The organism is Pseudomonas protegens CHA0 (assembly GCF_000397205.1).
Lineage (GTDB): Bacteria > Pseudomonadota > Gammaproteobacteria > Pseudomonadales > Pseudomonadaceae > Aquipseudomonas > Aquipseudomonas protegens.
The window spans coordinates 3,068,008-3,088,604 of record NC_021237.1; the positions used below are offsets into that span (position 1 = coordinate 3,068,008).

A 20,597-nucleotide genomic window follows, 5' to 3' on the forward strand; every position below is an offset into this window, starting at 1 on the left:
CTTCAGGCGACGGCAACGACGTCGAGGATGCGCTGTACCACACGGTCCTGGTCGATACCGGCCGCTTCAGCCTCGAAGGACAGGATGATGCGGTGGCGCAGTACGTCGAACAGCACCGCCTGGATGTCTTCGGGGCTGACGAAGTCGCGGCCGGCGAGCCAGGCGTGGGCCCGGGCGCAGCGGTCCAGGGCGATGGAACCGCGGGGGCTGGCGCCGTAGGCGATCCACTCGGCCATCTCCGGGTCGAACTTGGCCGGGGTGCGGGTGGCCATCACCAGTTGCACCAGGTATTCCTCCACCGCATCGGCCATGTACAGGCCGAGGATTTCCTTGCGTGCGGCAAAGATCGCCTGCTGGCTGACCCGGCGCTCGGGCTTGGTCTCGCCGTTCAGGGCTTCGCCGCGGGCCTGCTGGAGGATCCGCCGCTCCACGGCGGCGTCCGGGAAGCCGATCTTGACGTGCATCAGGAAGCGGTCGAGCTGGGCTTCGGGCAGCGGGTAGGTGCCTTCCTGCTCGATGGGGTTCTGGGTCGCCATCACCAGGAACAGCGGCGACAGTTCATAGGTGCTGCGTCCGACGCTGACCTGGCGCTCGGCCATGGCTTCGAGCAGGGCCGACTGGACCTTGGCCGGAGCGCGGTTGATCTCGTCCGCCAGCACCAGGTTGTGGAAGATCGGGCCTTGCTGGAACACGAAGCTGCCGGTTTCCGGGCGATAGATCTCGGTGCCGGTGATGTCGGCGGGCAGCAGGTCGGGGGTGAACTGGATCCGATGGAATTGCGCTTCAATGCCTTCGGCCAACTCCTTGATGGCCTTGGTCTTGGCCAGCCCCGGAGCGCCCTCGACCAGCATGTGGCCGTCGGCGAGCAGGGCGATGAGCAAGCGCTCGATGAGTTTTTCCTGGCCGAGAATCTGCGTTGAAAGAAAGGTTCGCAGCGCCAAAAGCGCTTCACGATGTTCCATCGGTGACTGTTCCTGGAGAGGGTGCGCCCCGGGCGTTGAGGGAACGTCGGGGCTGGGGGCGATACTTTAATCCATAGCGGGGGTCGGCGACTAACGGGGAAAACCTGATTTGGCGAATTAGTCGAAAAAAAATCCGTGTTTTATTCAGCACCACGCGCGCCCCCGGTAGGAGCCGGCTTGCCGGCGAAGAGGCCGGCAGGGTTTGCGGCGGGGCCGAAGACGCCTTCGCTGGCAAGCCAGCTCCTACCGGGAAGGGCGGCGGGTCAGGACAACTGGCTGATGTAGGTGCCGGTGCCCTTGAGGATGTTCTGCAGGGTTTCCTCCACTTCGGCCAGGTCCGAGGCAGCGGTGCTGTGGCGGATCTCCAGGTGGTCGGCGCCGTTCAGGGCGTCGGCGTCGGCCGCGGCGATTTCGATCAGCAGGGTGGTGGGGCTCAGGGTCACCTTGACGCCATCGAGGGTCGAGGGCTCGCCGTCGAGGGTGATCTCCAGTTCGTCTTCGTCCGGGTAGCGGCTCATCAGAAACATCTCGCCCTGGCTGCTGTGGCAGCAGAGCATGGCCATGTTGTCTTCTTCGTCGTCGCAGGGGTTGGCGATCAGGTGGGCGGTGGTCATGTGCATGGGGGCATTCCTGAGAGAGTGGCCGGGCGGGCAGAAAGGAAACAATTCTGCCAGCCCGATGGAATTTCTGCTGGCTTGTCTGTCAGAGAACAGGTCGTGAACACAATCGCTGCGGCAGTCACTTTTGGTACGCAAGTACCGTGAATCCGGGGAAAAAAACCGGTTTTTCCACCGCGGCTGCTAGTGTTGCTCAAAGCGTGAGCGTTCTGCTGCGTGCCGTTGACCGAATATGTCGCAGCATCGCAAGCAGCTGTCACATCGCACTCGTTAAGCTGCGCAGCGGACAATTTGTTCTTAGTGCAATAGGTTGCGTCTGATTTGCGATGGTCACCTGTAAAGGCATTGCGCTCGGTTTCCCGGCAAGCGTCAGTCGTTTTTGCAGATGCCCATCCCGGAAGGTGAATGTGACCTGTGCGTCTCGTCCAGCTTCACCCACCTGTCATCCTGCTACCTCTGCCCGAGACCAGGAGCAGGATGCAGCACCGCCCCGCGAGGGGTTTGCACGCGACGCTTCCATCAATAACAAGCCCAAGCGGAGTACCACAGATGGCGTTCTTCACCGCAGCCAGCAAAGCCGACTTCCAGCACCAACTGCAAGCGGCACTGGCGCAGCACATCAGTGAACAGGCACTGCCACAAGTGGCGCTGTTCGCTGAACAATTCTTCGGCATCATTTCCCTGGACGAACTCACCCAGCGTCGCATGTCCGACCTGGCGGGCTGCACCCTTTCTGCCTGGCGCCTGCTTGAGCGCTTCGACCACGGGCAACCGCAGGTCCGCGTCTACAACCCCGATTACGAACGCCATGGCTGGCAGTCGACCCACACTGCTGTGGAAGTCCTGCACCACGACCTGCCGTTTTTGGTGGACTCGGTACGCACCGAGCTCAACCGTCGCGGCTACAGCATCCACACCCTGCAGACCACCGTGCTCAGCGTACGTCGTGGCAGCAAGGGCGAGCTGCTGGAAATCCTGCCCAAGGGCACCCAGGGCGAAGGCATCCAGCAAGAGTCGCTGATGTACCTGGAGATCGACCGTTGCGCCAATGCCGCCGAACTCAGCGTGCTGGGCAAGGAGTTGGAACAGGTACTGGGCGAAGTGCGGGTCGCCGTGGCCGACTTCGAGCCGATGAAGGCCAAGGTCCAGGAACTGATCCAGAGCATCGACAACAGCCAGTTCCCGATCGCCGCCGAAGAAAAGACCGAGATCAAGAGCTTCCTCGAATGGCTGGTGGGCAACCACTTCACCTTCCTCGGTTATGAAGAATTCGTGGTCGGCGCCGACCAGGACGGCGGGCATATCGAATATGACCCGAGCTCCTTCCTCGGTCTGGCCAAGCTGCTGCGCGCCGGCCTCACCAGCGATGACCTGCGCATCGAAGACTACGCCGTCAACTACCTGCGCGAACCGACGCCGCTGTCCTTCGCCAAGGCCGCGCACCCGAGCCGTGTGCACCGTCCGGCCTACCCGGATTTCGTCTCGATCCGCCAGATCGATGCCGACGGCAAGGTCATCAAGGAATGCCGCTTCATGGGCCTGTACACCTCTTCGGTGTACGGCGAGAGCGTGCGGGTGATCCCTTACATCCGCCGCAAGGTCGAAGCCATCGAGCAGCGCTCGGGCTTCCAGGCCAAGGCGCACCTGGGCAAGGAACTGGCCCAGGTGCTGGAGGTACTGCCTCGCGATGATCTGTTCCAGACCCCGGTGGACGAGCTGTTCAGCACCGTGATGTCCATCGTGCAGATCCAGGAACGCAACAAGATCCGCGTGTTCCTGCGCAAAGACCCGTACGGCCGCTTCTGCTACTGCCTGGCCTACGTGCCGCGCGACATCTATTCCACCGAAGTGCGGCAGAAGATCCAGCAAGTGCTGATGGATCGCCTGCAAGCCACCGACTGCGAGTTCTGGACCTTCTTCTCCGAGTCGGTACTGGCCCGCGTGCAGTTGATCCTGCGGGTGGACCCGAAGCAGCGCATCGACATCGATCCGCTGCTGCTGGAAAAAGAAGTGGTGCAGGCCTGCCGCAGCTGGCAGGACGACTACGCCAGCCTGGTGGTGGAAAGCTTCGGCGAAGCCCACGGCACCAACGTGCTGGCGGACTTCCCCAAAGGCTTCCCGGCCGGCTACCGCGAGCGCTTCGCTGCCCATTCGGCGGTGGTGGACATGCAGCACCTGCTGAGCCTCACCGAAGCCAACCCGCTGGTGATGAGCTTCTACCAGCCCCTGGGCCAGGTCTCCGGCCAGCGCGAGCTGCACTGCAAGCTGTACCACGCCGACACCCCGCTGGCGCTGTCCGACGTGCTGCCGATCCTGGAAAACCTCGGCCTGCGCGTGCTGGGCGAATTCCCGTACCGCCTGCGTCACAACAATGGCCGTGAGTTCTGGATCCACGACTTCGCCTTCACCGCCGCCGAAGGCCTGGACCTGGATATCCAGCAGCTCAACGACACGCTGCAGGACGCCTTCGTCCATATCGTGCGTGGCGATGCCGAGAACGATGCCTTCAACCGCCTGGTGCTGACCGCCGGCCTGCCATGGCGCGACGTGGCGCTGCTGCGTGCCTACGCCCGCTACCTGAAGCAGATCCGCCTGGGCTTCGACCTGGGCTACATCGCCAGCACCCTGAACAACCACACCGACATCGCCCGCGAGTTGACCCGGTTGTTCAAGACCCGCTTCTACCTGGCGCGCAAGCTCACCAGCGACGACCTGGAAGACAAGCAGCAGCGTCTGGAGCAGGCGATCCTCACCGCCCTGGACGACGTACAGGTGCTCAACGAAGACCGCATCCTGCGGCGCTACCTGGACCTGATCAAGGCCACCCTGCGCACCAACTTCTACCAGACCGACGCCAACGGCCAGAACAAGTCGTACTTCAGCTTCAAGTTCAACCCGCACGCGATCCCAGAGCTGCCGAAACCGGTGCCCAAGTTCGAAATCTTCGTCTACTCGCCGCGTGTCGAAGGCGTGCACCTGCGCTTCGGCAACGTTGCCCGTGGCGGCCTGCGCTGGTCCGACCGTGAAGAAGACTTCCGCACCGAAGTCCTGGGCCTGGTCAAAGCTCAGCAAGTGAAGAACTCGGTGATCGTGCCGGTGGGCGCCAAGGGCGGCTTCCTGCCCCGTCGCCTGCCACTGGGCGGCAGCCGGGACGAGATCGCGGCCGAGGGCATCGCCTGCTACCGCATCTTCATCTCCGGCCTGCTGGACATCACCGACAACCTGAAGGACGGCGCCCTGGTGCCGCCGGCCAACGTCGTGCGCCATGACGACGATGACCCCTACCTGGTGGTCGCGGCGGACAAGGGCACTGCGACCTTCTCCGACATCGCCAACGGCATTGCCATCGACTACGGCTTCTGGCTGGGTGACGCCTTCGCCTCCGGTGGTTCGGCCGGTTACGACCACAAGAAGATGGGCATCACCGCCAAGGGCGCGTGGGTTGGCGTGCAGCGCCACTTCCGCGAGCGCGGCATCAATGTCCAGGAAGACAGCATCACCGTGGTCGGCGTCGGCGACATGGCCGGCGACGTGTTCGGCAACGGCTTGCTGATGTCCGACAAGCTGCAACTGGTGGCGGCGTTCAACCACCTGCACATCTTCATCGACCCGAACCCGGATCCGGCCACCAGCTTCGTCGAGCGCCAGCGCATGTTCGCGCTGCCGCGTTCGGCCTGGAGCGACTACGACACCAGCATCATGTCCGAAGGCGGCGGTATCTTCTCGCGTAGCGCCAAGAGCATCGCCATCTCGCCGCAGATGAAAGAGCGCTTCGACATCCAGGCCGACAAGCTGACCCCGACCGAGCTGCTCAACGCCTTGCTCAAGGCGCCGGTGGACCTGCTGTGGAACGGTGGTATCGGCACCTACGTCAAGGCCAGCACCGAGAGCCACGCCGATGTCGGCGACAAGGCCAACGACGCCCTGCGCGTCAACGGTAACGAGCTGCGCTGCAAGGTGGTGGGCGAGGGCGGCAACCTGGGCATGACCCAGCTGGGTCGTGTGGAGTTCGGCCTCAATGGCGGCGGTTCCAACACCGACTTCATCGACAACGCCGGTGGCGTGGACTGCTCCGACCACGAAGTGAACATCAAGATCCTGCTCAACGAAGTGGTGCAGGCCGGTGACATGACCGACAAGCAGCGCAACCAGCTGCTGGCGAGCATGACCGACGAAGTCGGCGGCCTGGTGCTGGGCAACAACTACAAGCAGACCCAGGCCCTGTCCCTGGCTGCGCGCCGTGCCTACGAGCGTGCCGCCGAGTACAAGCGCCTGATGAGCGACCTGGAAGGCCGTGGCAAGCTGGACCGCGCCATCGAGTACCTGCCGACCGAGGAGCAGCTCACCGAGCGCGCCGCCACCGGCAAGGGCCTGACCCGTCCGGAACTGTCGGTGCTGATTTCCTACAGCAAGATCGACCTCAAGGAAGCCCTGCTCAAGTCCCTGGTACCGGATGACGACTACCTGACCCGTGACATGGAGACCGCGTTCCCGCCAAGCCTGGTGGCCAAGTTCTCCGAGGCCATGCGTCGCCATCGTCTCAAGCGCGAGATCGTCAGCACCCAGATCGCCAACGACCTGGTCAACCACATGGGCATCACCTTCGTGCAGCGCCTGAAGGAGTCCACCGGCATGAGCCCGGCGAACGTCGCCGGTGCCTATGTGATCGTGCGGGACATCTTCCACCTCCCGCACTGGTTCCGTCAGATCGAAGCCCTGGACCACCAGGTTTCGGCTGAAGTGCAACTGGCGTTGATGGACGAGCTGATGCGCCTGGGCCGTCGTGCCACCCGCTGGTTCCTGCGCAGCCGGCGCAACGAGCAGGATGCGGCGCGTGACGTTGCGCACTTCGGTCCGCACCTGGCGGCGCTGGGCCTGAAGCTCGACGAGCTGCTCGAAGGCCCGACCCGCGAGGGCTGGCAAGCCCGTTACACCGCCTATGTCGAAGCCGGTGTGCCGGAGTTGCTGGCGCGCATGGTTGCAGGCACTACCCACCTGTACACCCTGCTGCCGATCATCGAGGCCGCTGATGTGACCGGACACGATGCGGCGGAAGTGGCCAAGGCCTACTTCGCCGTCGGCAGTGCCCTCGACCTGCCGTGGTACCTGCAGCAGATCAGCGATCTGCCGGTGGCCAACAACTGGCAGGCGGCGGCGCGCGAAGCCTTCCGCGATGACGTGGACTGGCAGCAGCGGGCGATCACCATCAAGGTCCTGCAGATGGCCGATGCGCCGGATGACATGGAGGCCCGTGTGGCTCTGTGGCTGGAGCAGAACGCGAGCATGGCCGATCGCTGGCGCGCCATGATGGTGGAAATCCGTGCCGCCAGCGGCACCGACTACGCCATGTATGCGGTGGCCAACCGCGAGTTGCTGGACCTGGCCATGAGCGGTCAGTCGGTGCTGTAACGGCCTGACCCCGCCCGGAACCAAAAAAGCCCCGTATCTTGCGATACGGGGCTTTTTTATTGCCTGCCGGTTTGTACCGGTTGGCGGGTGGCTCGGCTCAGTGGGCCGCCGAGGCGTCCTGCTCGACCACCATGTCCAGCACATAGACGCTGGACGGGGCATCGGCGGGTGCATTCTTCCACTCGTACTGCTTGACCCGCAGCACATTGCGCACGCCGTCCTGGTGCTCGTAGCCCTCGATGGACTGGTACAGCGGGTGCCAGGTGTCCTGGGTCGGCAGTTGCAGGCCGGCGTCGTCGTAGCGGCGCTCACGTACTTGCAGGCACTGGAAGTCGGGGATCAGCGGGTGGCTGCACTTGACGGTCTTGGCCGCCACTTCCAGGAAGCGGGTCTGGCCCTGGCTGCCGTAGCGGGTTTCCGGGGTGGGCTGGCCTTCGAACGTGAGCAGGGTGCCGTCCTGGGTGGCCAGTTGCAGGGTCGGGGTCGACTGGTCGCCGCCGAAGGTGGTGCGCAGGTCGCCCTTGAGCAGGTTGGCGATTTGTGCGTCCAGGGCCATCAGTTTCGGCTCGCAGGCCATCAGGGTGGCGGCCAGTGGCTGTACCTTGAGCACGCCATTTTCATGCTGGAAGCCGCCGAACTGGCGGTTGCAGCCGCCGCTGATGCTCAGGTTCTGCCCGGCGAAGGTCAGGCGCAGCTGGCGCTCGATGCCCTTGTCCAGGGCGGCGACGGGCTTGCCCGCCGCATCGCGGGCCGCAACCAGCTGCCAGTAGTAGGCGGACAGCGCAGGCTGGGCGCTGACGGAGGCAGTGCTGGCGGGCATGGAAGAAGATCCTTCAGGGGTGGTGGAAGCCGGGGTGCAGGCCTGGAGCAGGGCGGCACAGACGGATACGAGGAGGATGTTTTGCTTCATGGTTCGCTCTTTCAGCCTTGATGGAGTATGGCCTGCCGCATGGGGGGCAGGCCCAGGCCGGTAACCTGTGGCGGTGAGGTCGTCGGGCCAGTGCTGCGTGGGCCGCAAGCCGCCGCAGGGCGACCTCCGCCGTTACCGATTGCGATGTGACAGCACTGTGCCAGTTCGGTTTCATCGTCGGGGGTGCCCGGGAGTGTTACCAAATCTTGCACGCTGCCGGTGAGCGCCGTTGCCTGCTTCCGGCCGGGCGCTGCGGGCCAGGTGTGGACGCCCGCCTTACCAGAACCAGTAAGGCAGGAATTTGGGAGTGGGTTCTTTGGCCAGTTCCAGATGATAGGTGATGGCGTTGAAGAAGAACCCATCCAGCAAGAGAAAGGCCGCCACGCCGAATGCCAGGACGATGACCTCGTAATGCCGGTGCCCGGTGTACTGCCGGCCGATCCAGTAGCGCACGCCGCTGAGCAGGGCAAAGCTTGAAAACACCCCGGCGAAGTCGGGCTGCAGGGGCCGGGCGGCAAAGCTGTTGTAGCCCAGCACCAGCAGCGCCAGGAACGCGCCGATGGCCGGCAGGTTCAGGCACAGGCGCAGCAGGCGTCTGCGGGTCGCGCTGAACAGGCCGTTGGGGTCGATGAAGATATAGGCCGCCAGCAGGGAAATGGCCGGGGTGATGGACAGCACGTAACGCGCCTTCTTCGAGTTGGGGATGGTGAAGAACACAATCAGCACCACGAACCAGGCGCCCAGGTGCAGCAGCAGGCGCGGCGCCGACAGCGACGGGGCGCCGAGCCACTGGCGGCCGCTCCTGGCCATCACGCAAAGGGCGTAGAACGCCGTGAAGCTGTAGGTGATCAGCCCGGCGCTGAAGTAGAAGTAGTAGCGCGGCGAGTGATCGCTGGCGATCCGGCCCAGGCCCTGCATCTCCAGCACTTGCTGCATGAAGGCATCGCCGCCCTGCACGTGGGCGGCCCAGGCCAGTAGTGCGACCCCGGCGGCGAACAGCAGGCCGCTCACCAGCGAGAACCCGACCAGGGTTCGCCACTGCCGGCTCAGCAGGTAATAGCTGCCGACCACCAGTGCCGGGCCGATCATGCCGATCGGCCCGCGCAGGGCAAAGCCCAGGATCAGGCCGAGGAACACCAGCGCCAGGCGTCCGCGCTGCTGCTTGAGGTCGGCGGAGTAGGCCAGGTAGAAGCAGCCCGCGGTGATCAGGGCGGGGTAGATGTCCAGGGCCAGGGAGTTGACGCTATCCACGAAGGCCCAGGTGAACAGCGCAAAGAGCACGCCGCACAGGCCCCATTTGCGCTCATGCAGGGCCCCCAGCTTGTAGATGAACACCAGCATCAGCGACGCAGCGATGCAGAAGGGCAGGCCCATCGACAGTACGGACAGCTGGCCGAAGGGCAGCGACGCCAGATAGACCAGCACCGTGTTGGCGATGGTGTAGTCGGGGTAGGGCTGCAGATCGTCGGCAATGGGGAACAGCGTCATGCCGTGCTGCAGCATGTAGTCGGCAAAGTCGACGAAGCGCGTGGTGTAGTTGAGGACTGCCGGTTTGTACTGCAGCGCCATGAACAGCGCGAGGGCAATCAGGAAAATGCTTTGGCAGGGGCGCTGCAGGATCAGCTTTTTATAGTCTTCCATGCGTCCAACACGCAAAAAAACACCAATGATAGGGTGGCCGGCAGGCGAACGCCATCCACGCGCCGTGTTCGGGGCCGTTGCCGGCACCGGGGTTCAAGGCTCGGCAATCTAGCGCGCCCGGGGTTAACGCCCGGTATACGGGCAGGGGCTGATCAAGGGGGCGCGGCGCAGTGCGCGATTGGCCACGGGGCGACCGTCGCCCGCTGCCTTCGCCGCTGTCCAGGCGGGCCCTGGGACGGGCCCGGTGGCGGGTAGCGGCCCGGCAATCGGCCGCCCACGGCGCCGTTCAGGGCCGTTGCGGCTTGACCGAGGTGCCGAAGGTGTTGCCCATGCGCACGCCGGTGGCCGCCGGCGTTGAGAGCCCGACCTGGTTCGGTGGGCGCTTGTTCACCGGGTCCTCCAGGGCCTGCTGGTTGGCCTGGGCCGCCTTCACTGCGTCCGGGTTGTTGCCCATCTGTTTGCTCAGGCAGTTGTAGTCGGGGGCCTTGTAGCCGCCGACGCTGACTTCCACACAGCCCTCGCTGGCTTCTTCGGCATGCAGCGTCCAGGGCAGGGCGCTGAGCAGCCACAGGGCTGCGCTGTATCGGCTTAATCGTTTCATCCTGGCCTCCTGGCTGGCCCGGGGAATCGGGCTTCGATGCCGGCCGAGTGTAGTGCAAAGCCCGGCCTGAAAAAGTGATGGTTTTTTTGCCGTGGCCGTAACACCAGATTCATAAACTGGCCTCAGGATGACGCTTTTCAGGGATTGGACCGCAGTGCAGCGACGCAGAGCGCAGGTCGGGCGATGGACTTCATTGCACGGGGGCTTGGCGACCTGTGTGGTGGCGCTCGGGTTGCTGCTGTGGATGCCGGCGGGCTGGGCCCAGGGCACTCCCGGCGGGCCGCCGCGGGTGGATTCACAGGCCCTGCTGGCACTGGAGATACCGGCGCAGAACCTGGCGGATGCCCTGGAGCTGTTCAGCCGCGCCACCGGGATGGCGGTGCTGGTGGACCGGGAGCTGACCCGGGGCCGGCGCTCGGTGGGGATCAACGGTCACTACAGCGCCCGGGAAGGCCTGAGCCGGTTGTTGGCCGGCAGTGGCCTGATGGCCCGCTACGCCCGCAGCGATGCTTTCACCCTGCAGGTGCCGCAGGCCACACAGCCGGCCGTGCAGCCTGGCGCGGCGGGCAGTCGTGCGGCGCGGCTCAACAGCAGCTACGCCAGCGCCCTGCAACGGGCGGTGGAACGCAGCCTGTGCGGCTCGGCGCTGACTCGGCCGGGGAGCTTTCGCGCCCTGCTGCAACTGTGGATCGGCGGCGACGGAGCGGTGCAACACAGCCGCCTGGTGAGTTCCACCGGCGACCTGCAACGGGATGAGGCGCTGGTGCAGCGCCTGGCCCAGACCCGGGTCGAGCGCCAGGCACCGAGCTCGTTGCGCCAGCCGCTGACCTTACTCTTGATACCGGACACGACAGGGAAACGCATGGACTGCAAGGAATGGGAAGGAGCTTCCGGGGTATGAAAAATACCGGACACAGTGCGATGGTCAGGCTGTTCCTGACGTCCTACGAGGATTTTCGGGTGCGCTTGCGCAGGCGCCTGGGGTCCGAGGACCTGGCCAACGACGTCCTGCACGAAACCTACCTGCGGGTCGACCGCATGGAAGAGCCGCCGAACCTGGCGCAACCCAATGCCTACCTGTACCGCATGGCGCTGAACATTGCCGCCGACCGGCGCCAGTCCGATGCCCGCCTGCTCACCGGCGATGAGGTCGAGGAGCTGTTGCAGATCGCCGACGAAGCCCAGGACCCCTCGCGGGTGGTGGGTGGCCAGAAGGAAATCCAGACCCTGCTCAAGGCCCTCTACGAACTCCCGGCGCGGCGCCGCAAGATCTTCATTGCCGCGCGCCTGGAAGAGGCGCCGCACCTGGAAATTTCCCAGCGCTTCGGCATTTCCACACGGATGGTGGAGAAGGAACTCAAGGCAGCCCTCGGCCATTGCGCCCTGCGCCTGGAAAGAAAAGTCATTCAGCGGTTCGGTCCCGGGGCCGGAAAACCGTCCTAGACAAAGAGCCCTGATCAATCCGTGAGTACCTGCGCGCTTGAACATTTTTAGCATCTCCACACCCCAGGCCTCGGCGGACCAGCAGTTGCTGAGCGAAGCCCGGGACTGGCTGGTCCTTCTGACGTCGGGGCGGGCCACCGCCGCCGATGCCCGGGCGCTGCGCCAATGGTGCGGGCAAAGCCCGCAGCACGCGGCCGCCTTCGAGCAGACCAAGGCCCTGTGGCATTGCCTGCAACCGGCAGCGGCGCTGCTGGAGCAGCAAGCGCGGCCGCGGCACTTTGGCCGCCGGGCCTTTCTTGGCGGCGCCCTGGCGGCCTCGGCGGCGCTGTTCATGGTGCGGCTCACGGTGCCGGGCGGCTTTGCCGGATTGACCGCCGACTTTGCCACCGAAGTCGGCGAACAGCGCCGGGTGGATCTGGCCGAGGGCGTGAGCCTGGAGCTCAACACCCAGACCCGCATCAGCCGGCGTGACCTGGGTGCGGGCGAGCAGGGCATCGAACTGCTGGAAGGCGAAGTGGAAGTCTTCAGCCAGCGCCTGCAGCCGCTCAAGGTCCAGGCCGGCGAGGGCTGGCTCAGCGCGCGTCAGGCGCGCTTCAACCTGCGCAACACCGACCACCAGGTGTGCGTCACCTGCATCGAAGGCAGCCTGCAAGTGGACGTGGCCGGGCGCAGCATTGGCCTGGACAGCGGCCGCCAGCTGACCTACGACCCGCGCAGCATCGGCGAGCCCCAGGTGGTGGACATCCACAGCGTGATCGCCTGGCGCGAACAGGTCCTGGTGTTCGACAACGCCAGCCTCAACACGGTGATCAGCGAGATCAACCGCTACCGCCCGGGGATGCTGGTGCTGCTCAATGCCGAACTGGGCAAGCGCAAGGTCCAGGCGCGTTTCAACCTCAACCAGCTGGCTGGCGTGGCCTTGCTGATCCGCGACGCCTACGGCGCCAAGTGCACCGAACTGCCTGGCGGCGTGGTGCTCCTGAGCTGATCCGCGAAACACCAACAGCCCCCTTTAGGAGCTGGCTTGCCAGCGAAGGGGCCGGCGCTATTTGCCGAATTCTCAGGGCCTGGCCGCTACGCGGTTCGCCGGCAAGCCGGCTCCTACGGGAGAGGGTTATTGCAACGGCCCCAGCACTTGCCGGTAGCGCTCTTCGCCCTGGGGCGTCTGGCGCACCAGGCGGATCTCCAGGCCCAGGGGGCTGTCCTGGCGGTTGCCGCTGAGCTGGCGCCAGCCTTTGTCGGCATCCCAGACCCGTACTTGCAGGTCGCTGACCCGGTTCAGCACCGCCACGCCGTCGCGCGGCGCGGGCAAAGGGTAGCGGTCGCGGGGCTCGGCCACGGCGCGGTACAGGGTGTCGCCCTTGAGCCACCAGCGCACCCGTTGCAGGCCATCCCCCGGGGTGGCGGCGCTGCGTATCACCTCCAGGCGAAAGCCCTTGCTGTCGGAGCTGCGCACGCTCAGCGGGGCCGGGCTGTCGGGCTCGGCTTCTTCGCTGTCGCCCAGGGCCGGCTCGCGCAGCTGGGTGCCGGCACGCAGGGCCACGTCACGTTCCAGCTGGTTGAGGGTGCGCAGCAGTTCTTCGGTCTGTTCGGTGCTGGCCTTGAGATGGCTGTCGGCCCGGGTGACGCTGTCCAGGCCGCGCCAGGCAATCAGGCTGACCACCGCCATCAGCATGATCGCCACCATCACTTCGATCAGGGTGAACCCCTGCTGCCGACGCTTCATGGCTGGGTCACCACCCGCAGTTGGCCGGCGGCGCTGCGTTCCAGGCTCAGGCTGTGCTGGCCGTCGGACAACACCAGGCGCAGCGGCGGGTTGATCCATTCGGCGTTCAATACCAGGCGCTGCCTGGGTTCGATGCGCACTTGCAGCGCCGGGGTTTCCCAGGCCCGGGGGCGCAGTTGGGGGTCGCCACGCAAGTCATCGATGCCGCCTCCGGATTCGCTGTGGCGGCTGAAGGCAAAGCCCTTGGCCGTGGCTCGCCAGGTGATCGGCCGACCATCGGCGCGGGCTTCGGCCTGGGCCACTTGCAGCAGTTGCGCCAGGCGCTCGGCGTCCTTGCGCAGCAGTTGCAGCGGGTCGGGCTTGATGCTCAGGCCCACGGCCGCGCTGGCAATGCCGATGATCACCAGCACCACCATCAGCTCGATCAGGGTGAAGCCTTGTTGCTTGCCTGCCTGCATCGGATTGCACTCCTTGGCCCTCGGACCAGCCTGCCAGACGCAGATGATCGTCCGGTGAAATAAAACCGTGAGAATTGAGCGGTAGGCTGGGGGCACGGACAAACAGGAGGTCCCCCCGATGCTACGTGCCATGTCATTCGCCCCGCGCCTTGATGCCCCTCGACTGCTGCAGTACGCGGCCTTGCTGGCGGCCCTGGGTGGGGTCGCCACCTGGTCGTCGCTGCTGCTGACCCCGGCCGAATCCCAGACCCCGGCGGTGGCGCCCCAGGTGCTGGCCGCGCGTTCCGACAACCCGGCCCTGCAGTGGTTTGCCAACCAGCCGGCCCAGGTGCAGATCAAGGTGTCCGGGGTCATGGCCGGGGCACGTGGCGCGGTGGCGATCCTGCATCTGAACGATGGCCCGCCGCGCAGCTTCCTGGCCGGGGAAACCCTGACCCAGGGTGTGCGCCTGGCTGCGATCGAGGCCGACGGCGTGCTGATCGAGCGCGGCGCCGAGCAGTCGCGGATCAAGGTCAGCAAGCTGCCGGACTCACCGGAGCTGCCGCGGTTGACCCGCTAGGCCTCACTGGCGTTGTACCTGCGGCCGGCTGACCAGGGTTTCCAGGCGCGCAAGCGGCGGCGCCTCGCGGCTGCGGTCGCTGACTTGCACCTGCACCCGCACCAGCCCCGGCGCACTGCCCGGGGCGATGCGGGTTTCGCAGCGCAGCTTGAGCCGTCCCTGGTCGCAGTCGAGGTTCTTCACGCCGCTGTTCAGGCGGCCTTCCAGGCGCACTTCGGCGACCCGGCTCTGGGCCGCCAGCAAGGCCAGGGATTTGTCCCGCAGCAGGCCATTGCTCTGGGTCATCAGGCCCGCCACGCGCACCGCCGCAGCCATCGCCACGGCAATGATGGCCAGGGCCACCAGCACTTCGATCAGGGTGAAACCAGCTTGTTTGCGCAGGGCTTGCATGGGCCGCTCGAGACCGGGAAACAGCCTCGCAGACTAGCCTGCGGGCTTGACCGAATGGCGACCGAAACTCCCGAGGTTTTTCAATACCACTGACATATCTTCTTGCAACACTGCGCGACGAATCGAACTTACGCCAAGGAATGTCGAGATGGATATCGCGCCTGTAACATCCCCGCCCCGAGGCCTGCGCGGCCAGCGTGGCTTCACCCTGATCGAGATCATGGTCGTGGTGGTGATCCTCGGGATCCTGGCAGCCATGGTGGTGCCCAAGGTCCTGGATCGCCCGGACCAGGCACGGGCCACGGCGGCCAGGCAGGACATCGCCGGGCTCATGCAGGCCCTCAAGCTCTATCGCCTGGACCACGGCAGCTACCCGAACATGAACCAGGGCCTGAAGGTGCTGGTGGAGCGCCCGGCCAATGCCAAGGACAGCAACTGGCGCTCCTACCTGGAACGTCTGCCCAATGACCCCTGGGGCCGCCCGTATCACTACCTCAACCCCGGTGCCAACGGCGAAGTGGATGTGTTTTCCCTCGGCGCCGATGGCCAGCCCGACGGCGACGGCGTGAATGCCGATATCGGCTCCTGGCAACTATAGGGCCGGTCGTGAAAGCCCATTCGCCCAGTGCGGCGAAGCAGCGTGGCATGGCCATCATCAGCGCCTTGCTGATCGCCGCGGTGGTGGCGGTGATCGCCGGGGGCATGCTTACCCGGCAAACCTCTTTCACCCGTGCGGTGGAAGCCGAACAGGCGCGGATCGTCGCTGCCGGGGTGCTTCAGGGCGGCCTGGAATACAGCCGGCAACTGCTCTGGGACGCGCGCCAGCGTGATGTGTTGACACGCCTCGACCAGGCCTGGGCGCGGCCCATCGGCGACCAGGCCCTGGGTGGATTCAACGCCGGGTTCCAGGGCCACCTGCAAGACCTGCAGGGCAAGTTCAACCTGCGCAACCTGGTGTTCAACCAGCAGGTGGATGCGGGGCAACTGCAGAGCTTCCAGCAGTTGTGCCAACTGATCGGCATCGACGGCGCCCTGGGCCGGCGTATCAGCCAGCGGGTGATCGCTTCCTACCCCCAGCGCCTGCAGGCGCCAGCCGCCACCAGCAGCCATGGCAGTTTCAACAGCGGTCGCCAGACCTCGGCAGGCGCTGCGGCGCAGACCCTGGCGCCCAGGCAGCCGATGCTGCGCAGCCTGGACGACTTGCTGGGCCTTGAGGGCGTGACCCCGGAACTGCTGGCGCGCCTGGAGCCGTACGTGAGCATCCTGCCGGGCAATACCTGGATCAACGGCAACACCGCCAGCGCCGAGGTGCTGGTGGCGGCGGTGCCGGGCCTGGATCTGTCCCGGGCCCGGGCCCTGGTGGCCGAGCGTGACGCCGGGCACTGGTTCATCAACCGTGGCGATTTCGTCAATCGCCTGCGCTTGCCGCAGTTGCAGGTGGACCAGATCAAGGTCGGCATCACCAGCGAGTGGTTCCTGCTTCAGGGCCAGGCCCGCCGTGATCGGCGCCGGGTCAGCCTGCAAGCGCTGCTGCACCGTCCCGAGGACCGCATGCCCCAGGTGATCTGGTCGCGGGTGGGCGCATGAGCCGCCTGCGCATCGGCCTGCCGCCCCTGGATTTGTTGCTCGGCACCGAGCAGCCGCAGCAGTGCCGAGTGGATTTTGCAAGGCTCGATCGCGGCGGGCGGGTCACGGATACCGGTTGCTGTGCCCTGGGCCAGCTGGGGTTGCCGGGCAAGGGTGACAAGCCGCCCGCAGTGGAGTGTTTCCTGCACCCACTGGACAGCCTGCTGACCCAGATCCCATTGCCGCAATTGCCCGCTGCGCGGATCAAGGCCGCGGTGGCCTGCGCTGCCCAGGCGCTGATCCTCGGCCCCAGTGAACAGATGCATGTGGCCCACGGCCCCCGCGATGCAGAGGGCCAGGTGGCGCTGAGCTGGCTGCCCCGGGAACGCCTGCAGGCCCTGGGGCGGCTGCTGGAGCAGGCCGGGTTGAAGCTCGCCGGCCTGTACCCGGCGCCCTACGCCTTGCCGGTGCCGCCCCCGGGGCAGGTCAACCTGTGCCTGCTGGACGAACAGTTGCTGGTGCGCCAGAGCACCACCCAGGGCAGCGTGCAGCCCCTGGTGGCCGAGACCCTGGAGCAGTTGCGCGCCAGCGCCAGCGAGCTGTGCTGGATCGGCGAAGTGCCAGCGCTGCCGGGGCAACCATTGCCAGCGCCAGAATCCCTGCCGGCGCAATTGCGCTGGAGCGGCACGCCGCCTTCCTGGGGCCTGCACAGCGGCGCGCTGGCCGGCACCCGCGCCCCCCAGGGCTGGGGCCGGGCCCTGGGCTGCTGTGCCCTGGCGGTGGCGGTCTGGGTGCTGGGCCTGAACCTGTACGCCGCCCGCGAGGCAGAGCAGGGGCAGCGGCTCAAGGCGCAGATGAGCCAGCGGGTGAAGCAGGTATTCCCCGAATTGCCGGTGGTGCTCAACCCGCTGCAACAGGCTCGCCAGCAACTGGCGGCGCGCCAGAGCGGCGCTGCGGTGGACCCGAGCCAGGGCTTCGCCCACCTGCTGGCCCAGGCGGGGCTGGCCATGCCGTTCATGGTGGGCAGCGTGCAAAGCCTGGAGTTTTCCGGGCAGCGCTTGCAGCTCCAATTGTTGCCAGACACCCCGAAAACCGCCGACAGCGCCTGGCAGGGGGCCCTGATCCAGGCCGGCTACAGCGTCCAGGCCCAGGGCAATGGCTGGAGCCTGGCCCCGGGGCAGGCTCCAGCCGAAGAGAGCACAGCCGAGGCAACGGGAGAAGACAATGAATAAGGCCATGCTGGCGCCGTATCGGGCGCGCTGGTCGCGCCTGCGGGCCCAGGCCCTGGGCCACTGGAACGGCCTGGCCCTGCGGGAAAAGCGCTTGCTGGGGGCCACTGCCCTGGGGTTGCTGGGGCTGTTGCTGTGGTTGCTGCTGATCCAGCCGCCGCTGAAGAAGATCGACTACTGGCAAGCCGAGACACCCAAGCTGCGCTCCCAGGCCGAGGCCCTGGAAGTGCTGCTGCACGAGGTCGCGGCAGGCCCTCGCAATGCCCCGGGCGAAAGCCTGGAACAGGCCCTGCGCCAGGCCCTGGATGCGGCCGGGCTCCAGGGCCGCTACCAGTTGCAACACGCGGATCAAGCCGGCCCCGAGAGCTGGCGGTTGACCTTTGAGCAGGCCCCGGCGGATGCCGTGGTCGGCTGGCTGCTGGGGGCTCCCCGGCAGTTTTCACTGCAGGTGGTGGAGGCTCGTCTGCAACGCGCAGACGCGGCCGCCGCCCAAGACTCGGCAGGCACACTGTCCGGGACCGTTCGCATGGATCAGGCGCAGGGCGCTAAGGAAGCTTCATGAAGTGGTCAGGTTCCAACTACGTGCGCCAGTGTCGCAAGGCCGCACCTTTTCTGCTGCTGGCGCTGGGGGCTTGCAGCAACACCACCTCCACCACGCCGCCGCCCTTGCTGGTGGACAGCGAGCTGGGCCAGCCCCTGGCCGACACCCGGCGCAGCGGCGATCTGCTGGCGGACCGCGAGCGCTTGCAGGCGCAACAGGCGCAACGGCCGAAAGTCCTGCACCCGGTGACCAGCAGCAGCCGCGCCCAGGGCACGTCGCGCAGCACCAGCGTGCCGCGCAGTCCTCTGGGGGACCAGCCGGTGCAACTGAACTTCGTCGACGCCGATATCCAGGCGGTGGTGCGCGCGCTGTCCCGTTCCACCGGCCAGCAGTTCCTGGTGGACCCACGGGTCAAGGGCAACCTGACCCTGGTCAGCGAAGGCCAGGTGCCGGCGCACCAGGCCTACGACATGCTGCTGGCGGCCCTGCGCATGCAGGGTTTCTCCGTGGTGGACGTGGGCGGGGTGGCCCAGGTGGTGCCCGAAGCCGACGCCAAGCTGCTGGGCGGGCCGATCTACAGCGCCGACAAGCCGGCGGGCAACGGCATGCTGACCCGCACCTTCCGCCTGCAATATGAAAATGCGGTGAACCTGATTCCGGTGCTGCGGCCCATCGTCTCGCCGAACAACCCGATCAATGCCTACCCGGGCAACAACACCATCGTGGTCACCGACTACGCGGAGAACCTGCAGCGGGTGGCGCAGATCATCAACGGCATCGACACCCCGAGCGCCATCGACACCGATGTGGTGGCGGTGCAGAACGGCATCGCCGTGGACATCGCCACCATGGTCGCCGAACTGCTGGAAACCCAGGGCGCCGACCAGACCCAGAAGATCAGCGTGATCGGCGACCCGCGCTCCAACTCCATCATCATCCGCGCCGGCAGTCCGGAGCGCACCGAACTGGCGCGCAACCTGATCTACAAACTGGACAACGCCCAGAGCAACCCCAGCAACCTGCACGTGGTGTACCTGCGCAACGCCCAGGCCGGCAAGCTGGCCCAGGCCCTGCGCGGGCTGCTCACCGGGGAAAGCGACAGCGCCGGCAGCGACGGCGCCCGGGCCATGCTCAGCGGCATGGGCGGCAACAGCCAGGGCGCCCAGGGAGCGAGCCAGAACAGCAGCGGCACGCCCACCGCCAGTGGCAACCTCAACAACAGCAGCAGCGGCAGTGGTGCCTACGGCCAGGGCAGCAGCGCCGGCCAGGGCGGCACGGGCCAGCAGAATGACCAGAACACCGCCTTCAGTGCCGGTGGCGTGACCATCCAGGCCGATGCCACCACCAACACCTTGCTGATCTCGGCGCCGGACCCGCTGTACCGCAACCTGCGGGAGGTCATCGACCAGCTCGACCAGCGTCGCGCCCAGGTGGTGATCGAGAGCCTGATCGTCGAAGTCAGCGAAGACGATGCCAGCGAGTTCGGCGTGCAGTGGCAGGCCGGCAATCTCGCCGGGCGCGGCGGCTTTGGCGGGGTCAACCTCGGCGGCAGCGGGCTGGTGGGCACGCCGGCGAGCAAGACCAGCATCGACGTGTTGCCCAAGGGCCTGAACGTCGGCGTGGTCAACGGCACGGTGGACATCCCGGGGATCGGCAAGGTGCTGGACCTCAAGGTCCTGGCCCGGGCCCTGAAGAGCAAGGGCGGCACCAACGTGTTGTCGACGCCCAACCTGTTGACCCTGGACAACGAGGCGGCGAGCATCTTCGTCGGCCAGACCATTCCCTTCGTCACCGGCAGCTATGTGACCGGCGGTGGCGGCACCAGCAACAACCCGTTCCAGACCGTGCAGCGTGAAGAGGTGGGCCTGAAGCTCAATGTGCGGCCGCAGATCTCCGAAGGCGGCACGGTGAAGCTGGATATCTACCAGGAGGTCAGCAGCGTCGACCAGCGGGCTTCGGTGGACGCCGGCACCGTGACCAACAAGCGGGCGATCGACACCAGCATCCTGCTGGATGACGGGCAGATCATGGTGCTCGGCGGCCTGCTGCAGGACGGCTACAGCCAGAGCAACGACGCAGTGCCGTGGCTGTCGAACATCCCCGGGCTCGGGGTGCTGTTTCGCAACGACAAGCGCAGCGTGACCAAGACCAACCTGATGGTGTTCCTGCGGCCCTATATCATTCGCGACAGTGGCGCGGGGCGCAGCATTACCCTCAATCGCTATGACTTCATGCGCCGGGTACAGGGCCAGTTGCAGCCGGAGCGCAGTTGGGTGATGCCGGATATCCAGGCGCCGCAACTGCCGGCGGCGAGCAAGGCGATCCCCGGGGCAGTGCCGGTGTCCCTGCAGGGCGTACCGCAGACGCCGCGGGCGCCGATTCGCGCGGTGCCGGTGCAATGAACGGGGCAAAGGGGCCCCAAATCCGGGCTGCCAAGCCCTTCGTAGGCACCGGCTTGCCGGCGAAGCGGCCCGTGGATCGGGCGCTGATCTTGCTGGCGCCTGCGCTGGCAAACCGGCGCCTTATGGGGGATGCCCCCATTCAT

Annotated in this window: 18 protein-coding genes; 10 read left to right on the top strand and 8 right to left on the bottom strand. The window is 66.3% G+C overall.

Annotation, left to right across the window (positions count from 1 at the left end; translation table 11 throughout):
- Positions 1-2: 2 nt before the first annotated feature.
- Complete coding sequence (locus tag PFLCHA0_RS13995) at positions 3-962, bottom strand: AAA family ATPase (protein ID WP_003218556.1); 960 nt, start codon at positions 960-962, stop codon at positions 3-5.
- A 263-nt stretch (positions 963-1,225) separates the two neighbouring features.
- Positions 1,226-1,582 (bottom strand): hypothetical protein, encoded by a 357-nt coding sequence (locus tag PFLCHA0_RS14000; RefSeq protein WP_015635423.1) that lies wholly within the window; start codon positions 1,580-1,582, stop codon positions 1,226-1,228.
- A gap of 546 nt (positions 1,583-2,128) precedes the next feature.
- Here PFLCHA0_RS14000 and PFLCHA0_RS14005 point away from each other — a divergent pair.
- A complete protein-coding gene (locus tag PFLCHA0_RS14005) occupies positions 2,129-6,988 on the top strand; it encodes an NAD-glutamate dehydrogenase (protein ID WP_041752212.1) in 4,860 nt (1,619 codons plus the stop codon).
- A 97-nt stretch (positions 6,989-7,085) separates the two neighbouring features.
- On the opposite strand, the gene PFLCHA0_RS14010 is transcribed toward PFLCHA0_RS14005, so the two are convergent.
- The 3 genes from PFLCHA0_RS14010 to PFLCHA0_RS14020 form a co-directional block, all read right to left on the bottom strand.
- Positions 7,086-7,808, bottom strand: a complete 723-nt coding sequence (locus PFLCHA0_RS14010; RefSeq protein WP_015635425.1) for an META and DUF4377 domain-containing protein — start codon at positions 7,806-7,808, stop codon at positions 7,086-7,088.
- A gap of 366 nt (positions 7,809-8,174) precedes the next feature.
- Entirely contained in the window at positions 8,175-9,539 is a 1,365-nt protein-coding gene (locus PFLCHA0_RS14015; protein WP_015635426.1) for an ArnT family glycosyltransferase, read from the bottom strand.
- Positions 9,540-9,825: 286 nt separating this feature from the next.
- Positions 9,826-10,140, bottom strand: coding sequence for a hypothetical protein (locus tag PFLCHA0_RS14020; RefSeq protein ID WP_011061037.1), 315 nt, complete (start codon positions 10,138-10,140; stop codon positions 9,826-9,828).
- Between the two features lie 244 nt (positions 10,141-10,384).
- Here PFLCHA0_RS14020 and PFLCHA0_RS14025 point away from each other — a divergent pair, with 244 nt between their 5' ends.
- Genes PFLCHA0_RS14025 through PFLCHA0_RS14035 form a run of 3 tightly spaced genes read left to right on the top strand, consistent with a single transcriptional unit; the run spans position 10,385 to position 12,571 of the window.
- Positions 10,385-11,041: an STN domain-containing protein gene (locus PFLCHA0_RS14025; RefSeq protein WP_051167123.1), complete on the top strand. Its 657-nt coding sequence runs from the start codon at positions 10,385-10,387 to the stop codon at positions 11,039-11,041.
- Positions 11,038-11,583 (top strand): RNA polymerase sigma factor, encoded by a 546-nt coding sequence (locus tag PFLCHA0_RS14030; RefSeq protein WP_011061039.1) that lies wholly within the window; start codon positions 11,038-11,040, stop codon positions 11,581-11,583. Before PFLCHA0_RS14025 ends, PFLCHA0_RS14030 begins: the two co-directional genes overlap by 4 nt.
- A 37-nt stretch (positions 11,584-11,620) precedes the next feature.
- Positions 11,621-12,571, top strand: coding sequence for a FecR family protein (locus tag PFLCHA0_RS14035; RefSeq protein WP_015635428.1), 951 nt, complete (start codon positions 11,621-11,623; stop codon positions 12,569-12,571).
- 126 nt (positions 12,572-12,697) lie between these two features.
- Here the strand turns inward: PFLCHA0_RS14035 and gspJ are convergent, their stop codons facing one another.
- Together gspJ and PFLCHA0_RS14045 are read right to left on the bottom strand one after the other, a co-directional pair.
- The gene (gene gspJ / locus PFLCHA0_RS14040; protein WP_015635429.1) at positions 12,698-13,309 is read right to left on the bottom strand and encodes a type II secretion system minor pseudopilin GspJ; all 612 of its coding nucleotides are present in this window, start codon (positions 13,307-13,309) and stop codon (positions 12,698-12,700) included.
- Positions 13,306-13,767 (bottom strand): GspH/FimT family pseudopilin, encoded by a 462-nt coding sequence (locus tag PFLCHA0_RS14045; protein WP_011061042.1) that lies wholly within the window; start codon positions 13,765-13,767, stop codon positions 13,306-13,308. The genes gspJ and PFLCHA0_RS14045 overlap by 4 nt, the downstream gene beginning before the upstream one ends.
- Positions 13,768-13,897: 130 nt before the next feature.
- On the opposite strand from PFLCHA0_RS14045, the gene PFLCHA0_RS14050 reads away from it, so the two are divergent.
- The gene (locus PFLCHA0_RS14050) at positions 13,898-14,326 is read left to right on the top strand and encodes a type II secretion system protein N (RefSeq protein WP_011061043.1); all 429 of its coding nucleotides are present in this window, start codon (positions 13,898-13,900) and stop codon (positions 14,324-14,326) included.
- Between the two features lie 3 nt (positions 14,327-14,329).
- Here the strand turns inward: PFLCHA0_RS14050 and gspI are convergent, their stop codons facing one another.
- Entirely contained in the window at positions 14,330-14,716 is a 387-nt protein-coding gene (gene gspI, locus PFLCHA0_RS14055) for a type II secretion system minor pseudopilin GspI (RefSeq protein ID WP_011061044.1), read from the bottom strand.
- Positions 14,717-14,864: 148 nt separating this feature from the next.
- On the opposite strand from gspI, the gene gspG reads away from it, so the two are divergent.
- Genes gspG through gspD form a run of 5 tightly spaced genes read left to right on the top strand, consistent with a single transcriptional unit; the run spans position 14,865 to position 20,454 of the window.
- Positions 14,865-15,314: a type II secretion system major pseudopilin GspG gene (gene gspG / locus PFLCHA0_RS14060; protein ID WP_011061045.1), complete on the top strand. Its 450-nt coding sequence runs from the start codon at positions 14,865-14,867 to the stop codon at positions 15,312-15,314.
- Between the two features lie 8 nt (positions 15,315-15,322).
- Positions 15,323-16,303, top strand: coding sequence for a type II secretion system minor pseudopilin GspK (gspK, locus tag PFLCHA0_RS14065; RefSeq protein WP_015635432.1), 981 nt, complete (start codon positions 15,323-15,325; stop codon positions 16,301-16,303).
- The gene (gene gspL / locus PFLCHA0_RS14070) at positions 16,300-17,514 is read left to right on the top strand and encodes a type II secretion system protein GspL (protein ID WP_015635433.1); all 1,215 of its coding nucleotides are present in this window, start codon (positions 16,300-16,302) and stop codon (positions 17,512-17,514) included. Before gspK ends, gspL begins: the two co-directional genes overlap by 4 nt.
- On the top strand, positions 17,507-18,073 hold the full coding sequence (gene gspM, locus PFLCHA0_RS14075) for a type II secretion system protein GspM (protein ID WP_015635434.1): 567 nt from the start codon (positions 17,507-17,509) through the stop codon (positions 18,071-18,073). Before gspL ends, gspM begins: the two co-directional genes overlap by 8 nt.
- Positions 18,070-20,454 carry a type II secretion system secretin GspD gene (gspD, locus tag PFLCHA0_RS14080; RefSeq protein ID WP_015635435.1) on the top strand — a complete coding sequence of 795 codons (2,385 nt, stop codon included), beginning with the start codon at positions 18,070-18,072 and terminating at the stop codon, positions 20,452-20,454. The genes gspM and gspD overlap by 4 nt, the downstream gene beginning before the upstream one ends.
- Positions 20,455-20,597: the final 143 nt, after the last annotated feature.

What these genes read in the sequence shown, in the direction of transcription:
- PFLCHA0_RS14025 (WP_051167123.1), top strand. Translation starts at nt 10,385, where the DNA reads ATGCCGGCGGGCTGGGCCCAGGGCACTCCCGGCGGGCCGCCGCGGGTG.
- PFLCHA0_RS14000 (WP_015635423.1), bottom strand. Translation starts at nt 1,582, where the DNA reads ATGCACATGACCACCGCCCACCTGATCGCCAACCCCTGCGACGACGAA.
- gspL (WP_015635433.1), top strand. Translation starts at nt 16,300, where the DNA reads ATGAGCCGCCTGCGCATCGGCCTGCCGCCCCTGGATTTGTTGCTCGGC.
- gspD (WP_015635435.1), top strand. Translation starts at nt 18,070, where the DNA reads ATGAAGTGGTCAGGTTCCAACTACGTGCGCCAGTGTCGCAAGGCCGCA.
- PFLCHA0_RS14045 (WP_011061042.1), bottom strand. Translation starts at nt 13,767, where the DNA reads ATGCAGGCAGGCAAGCAACAAGGCTTCACCCTGATCGAGCTGATGGTG.
- PFLCHA0_RS14005 (WP_041752212.1), top strand. Translation starts at nt 2,129, where the DNA reads ATGGCGTTCTTCACCGCAGCCAGCAAAGCCGACTTCCAGCACCAACTG.
- PFLCHA0_RS14015 (WP_015635426.1), bottom strand. Translation starts at nt 9,539, where the DNA reads ATGGAAGACTATAAAAAGCTGATCCTGCAGCGCCCCTGCCAAAGCATT.
- gspJ (WP_015635429.1), bottom strand. Translation starts at nt 13,309, where the DNA reads ATGAAGCGTCGGCAGCAGGGGTTCACCCTGATCGAAGTGATGGTGGCG.
- PFLCHA0_RS14020 (WP_011061037.1), bottom strand. Translation starts at nt 10,140, where the DNA reads ATGAAACGATTAAGCCGATACAGCGCAGCCCTGTGGCTGCTCAGCGCC.
- gspM (WP_015635434.1), top strand. Translation starts at nt 17,507, where the DNA reads ATGAATAAGGCCATGCTGGCGCCGTATCGGGCGCGCTGGTCGCGCCTG.
- gspI (WP_011061044.1), bottom strand. Translation starts at nt 14,716, where the DNA reads ATGCAAGCCCTGCGCAAACAAGCTGGTTTCACCCTGATCGAAGTGCTG.
- PFLCHA0_RS14010 (WP_015635425.1), bottom strand. Translation starts at nt 7,808, where the DNA reads ATGCCCGCCAGCACTGCCTCCGTCAGCGCCCAGCCTGCGCTGTCCGCC.
- PFLCHA0_RS14030 (WP_011061039.1), top strand. Translation starts at nt 11,038, where the DNA reads ATGAAAAATACCGGACACAGTGCGATGGTCAGGCTGTTCCTGACGTCC.
- gspG (WP_011061045.1), top strand. Translation starts at nt 14,865, where the DNA reads ATGGATATCGCGCCTGTAACATCCCCGCCCCGAGGCCTGCGCGGCCAG.
- PFLCHA0_RS13995 (WP_003218556.1), bottom strand. Translation starts at nt 962, where the DNA reads ATGGAACATCGTGAAGCGCTTTTGGCGCTGCGAACCTTTCTTTCAACG.
- PFLCHA0_RS14050 (WP_011061043.1), top strand. Translation starts at nt 13,898, where the DNA reads ATGTCATTCGCCCCGCGCCTTGATGCCCCTCGACTGCTGCAGTACGCG.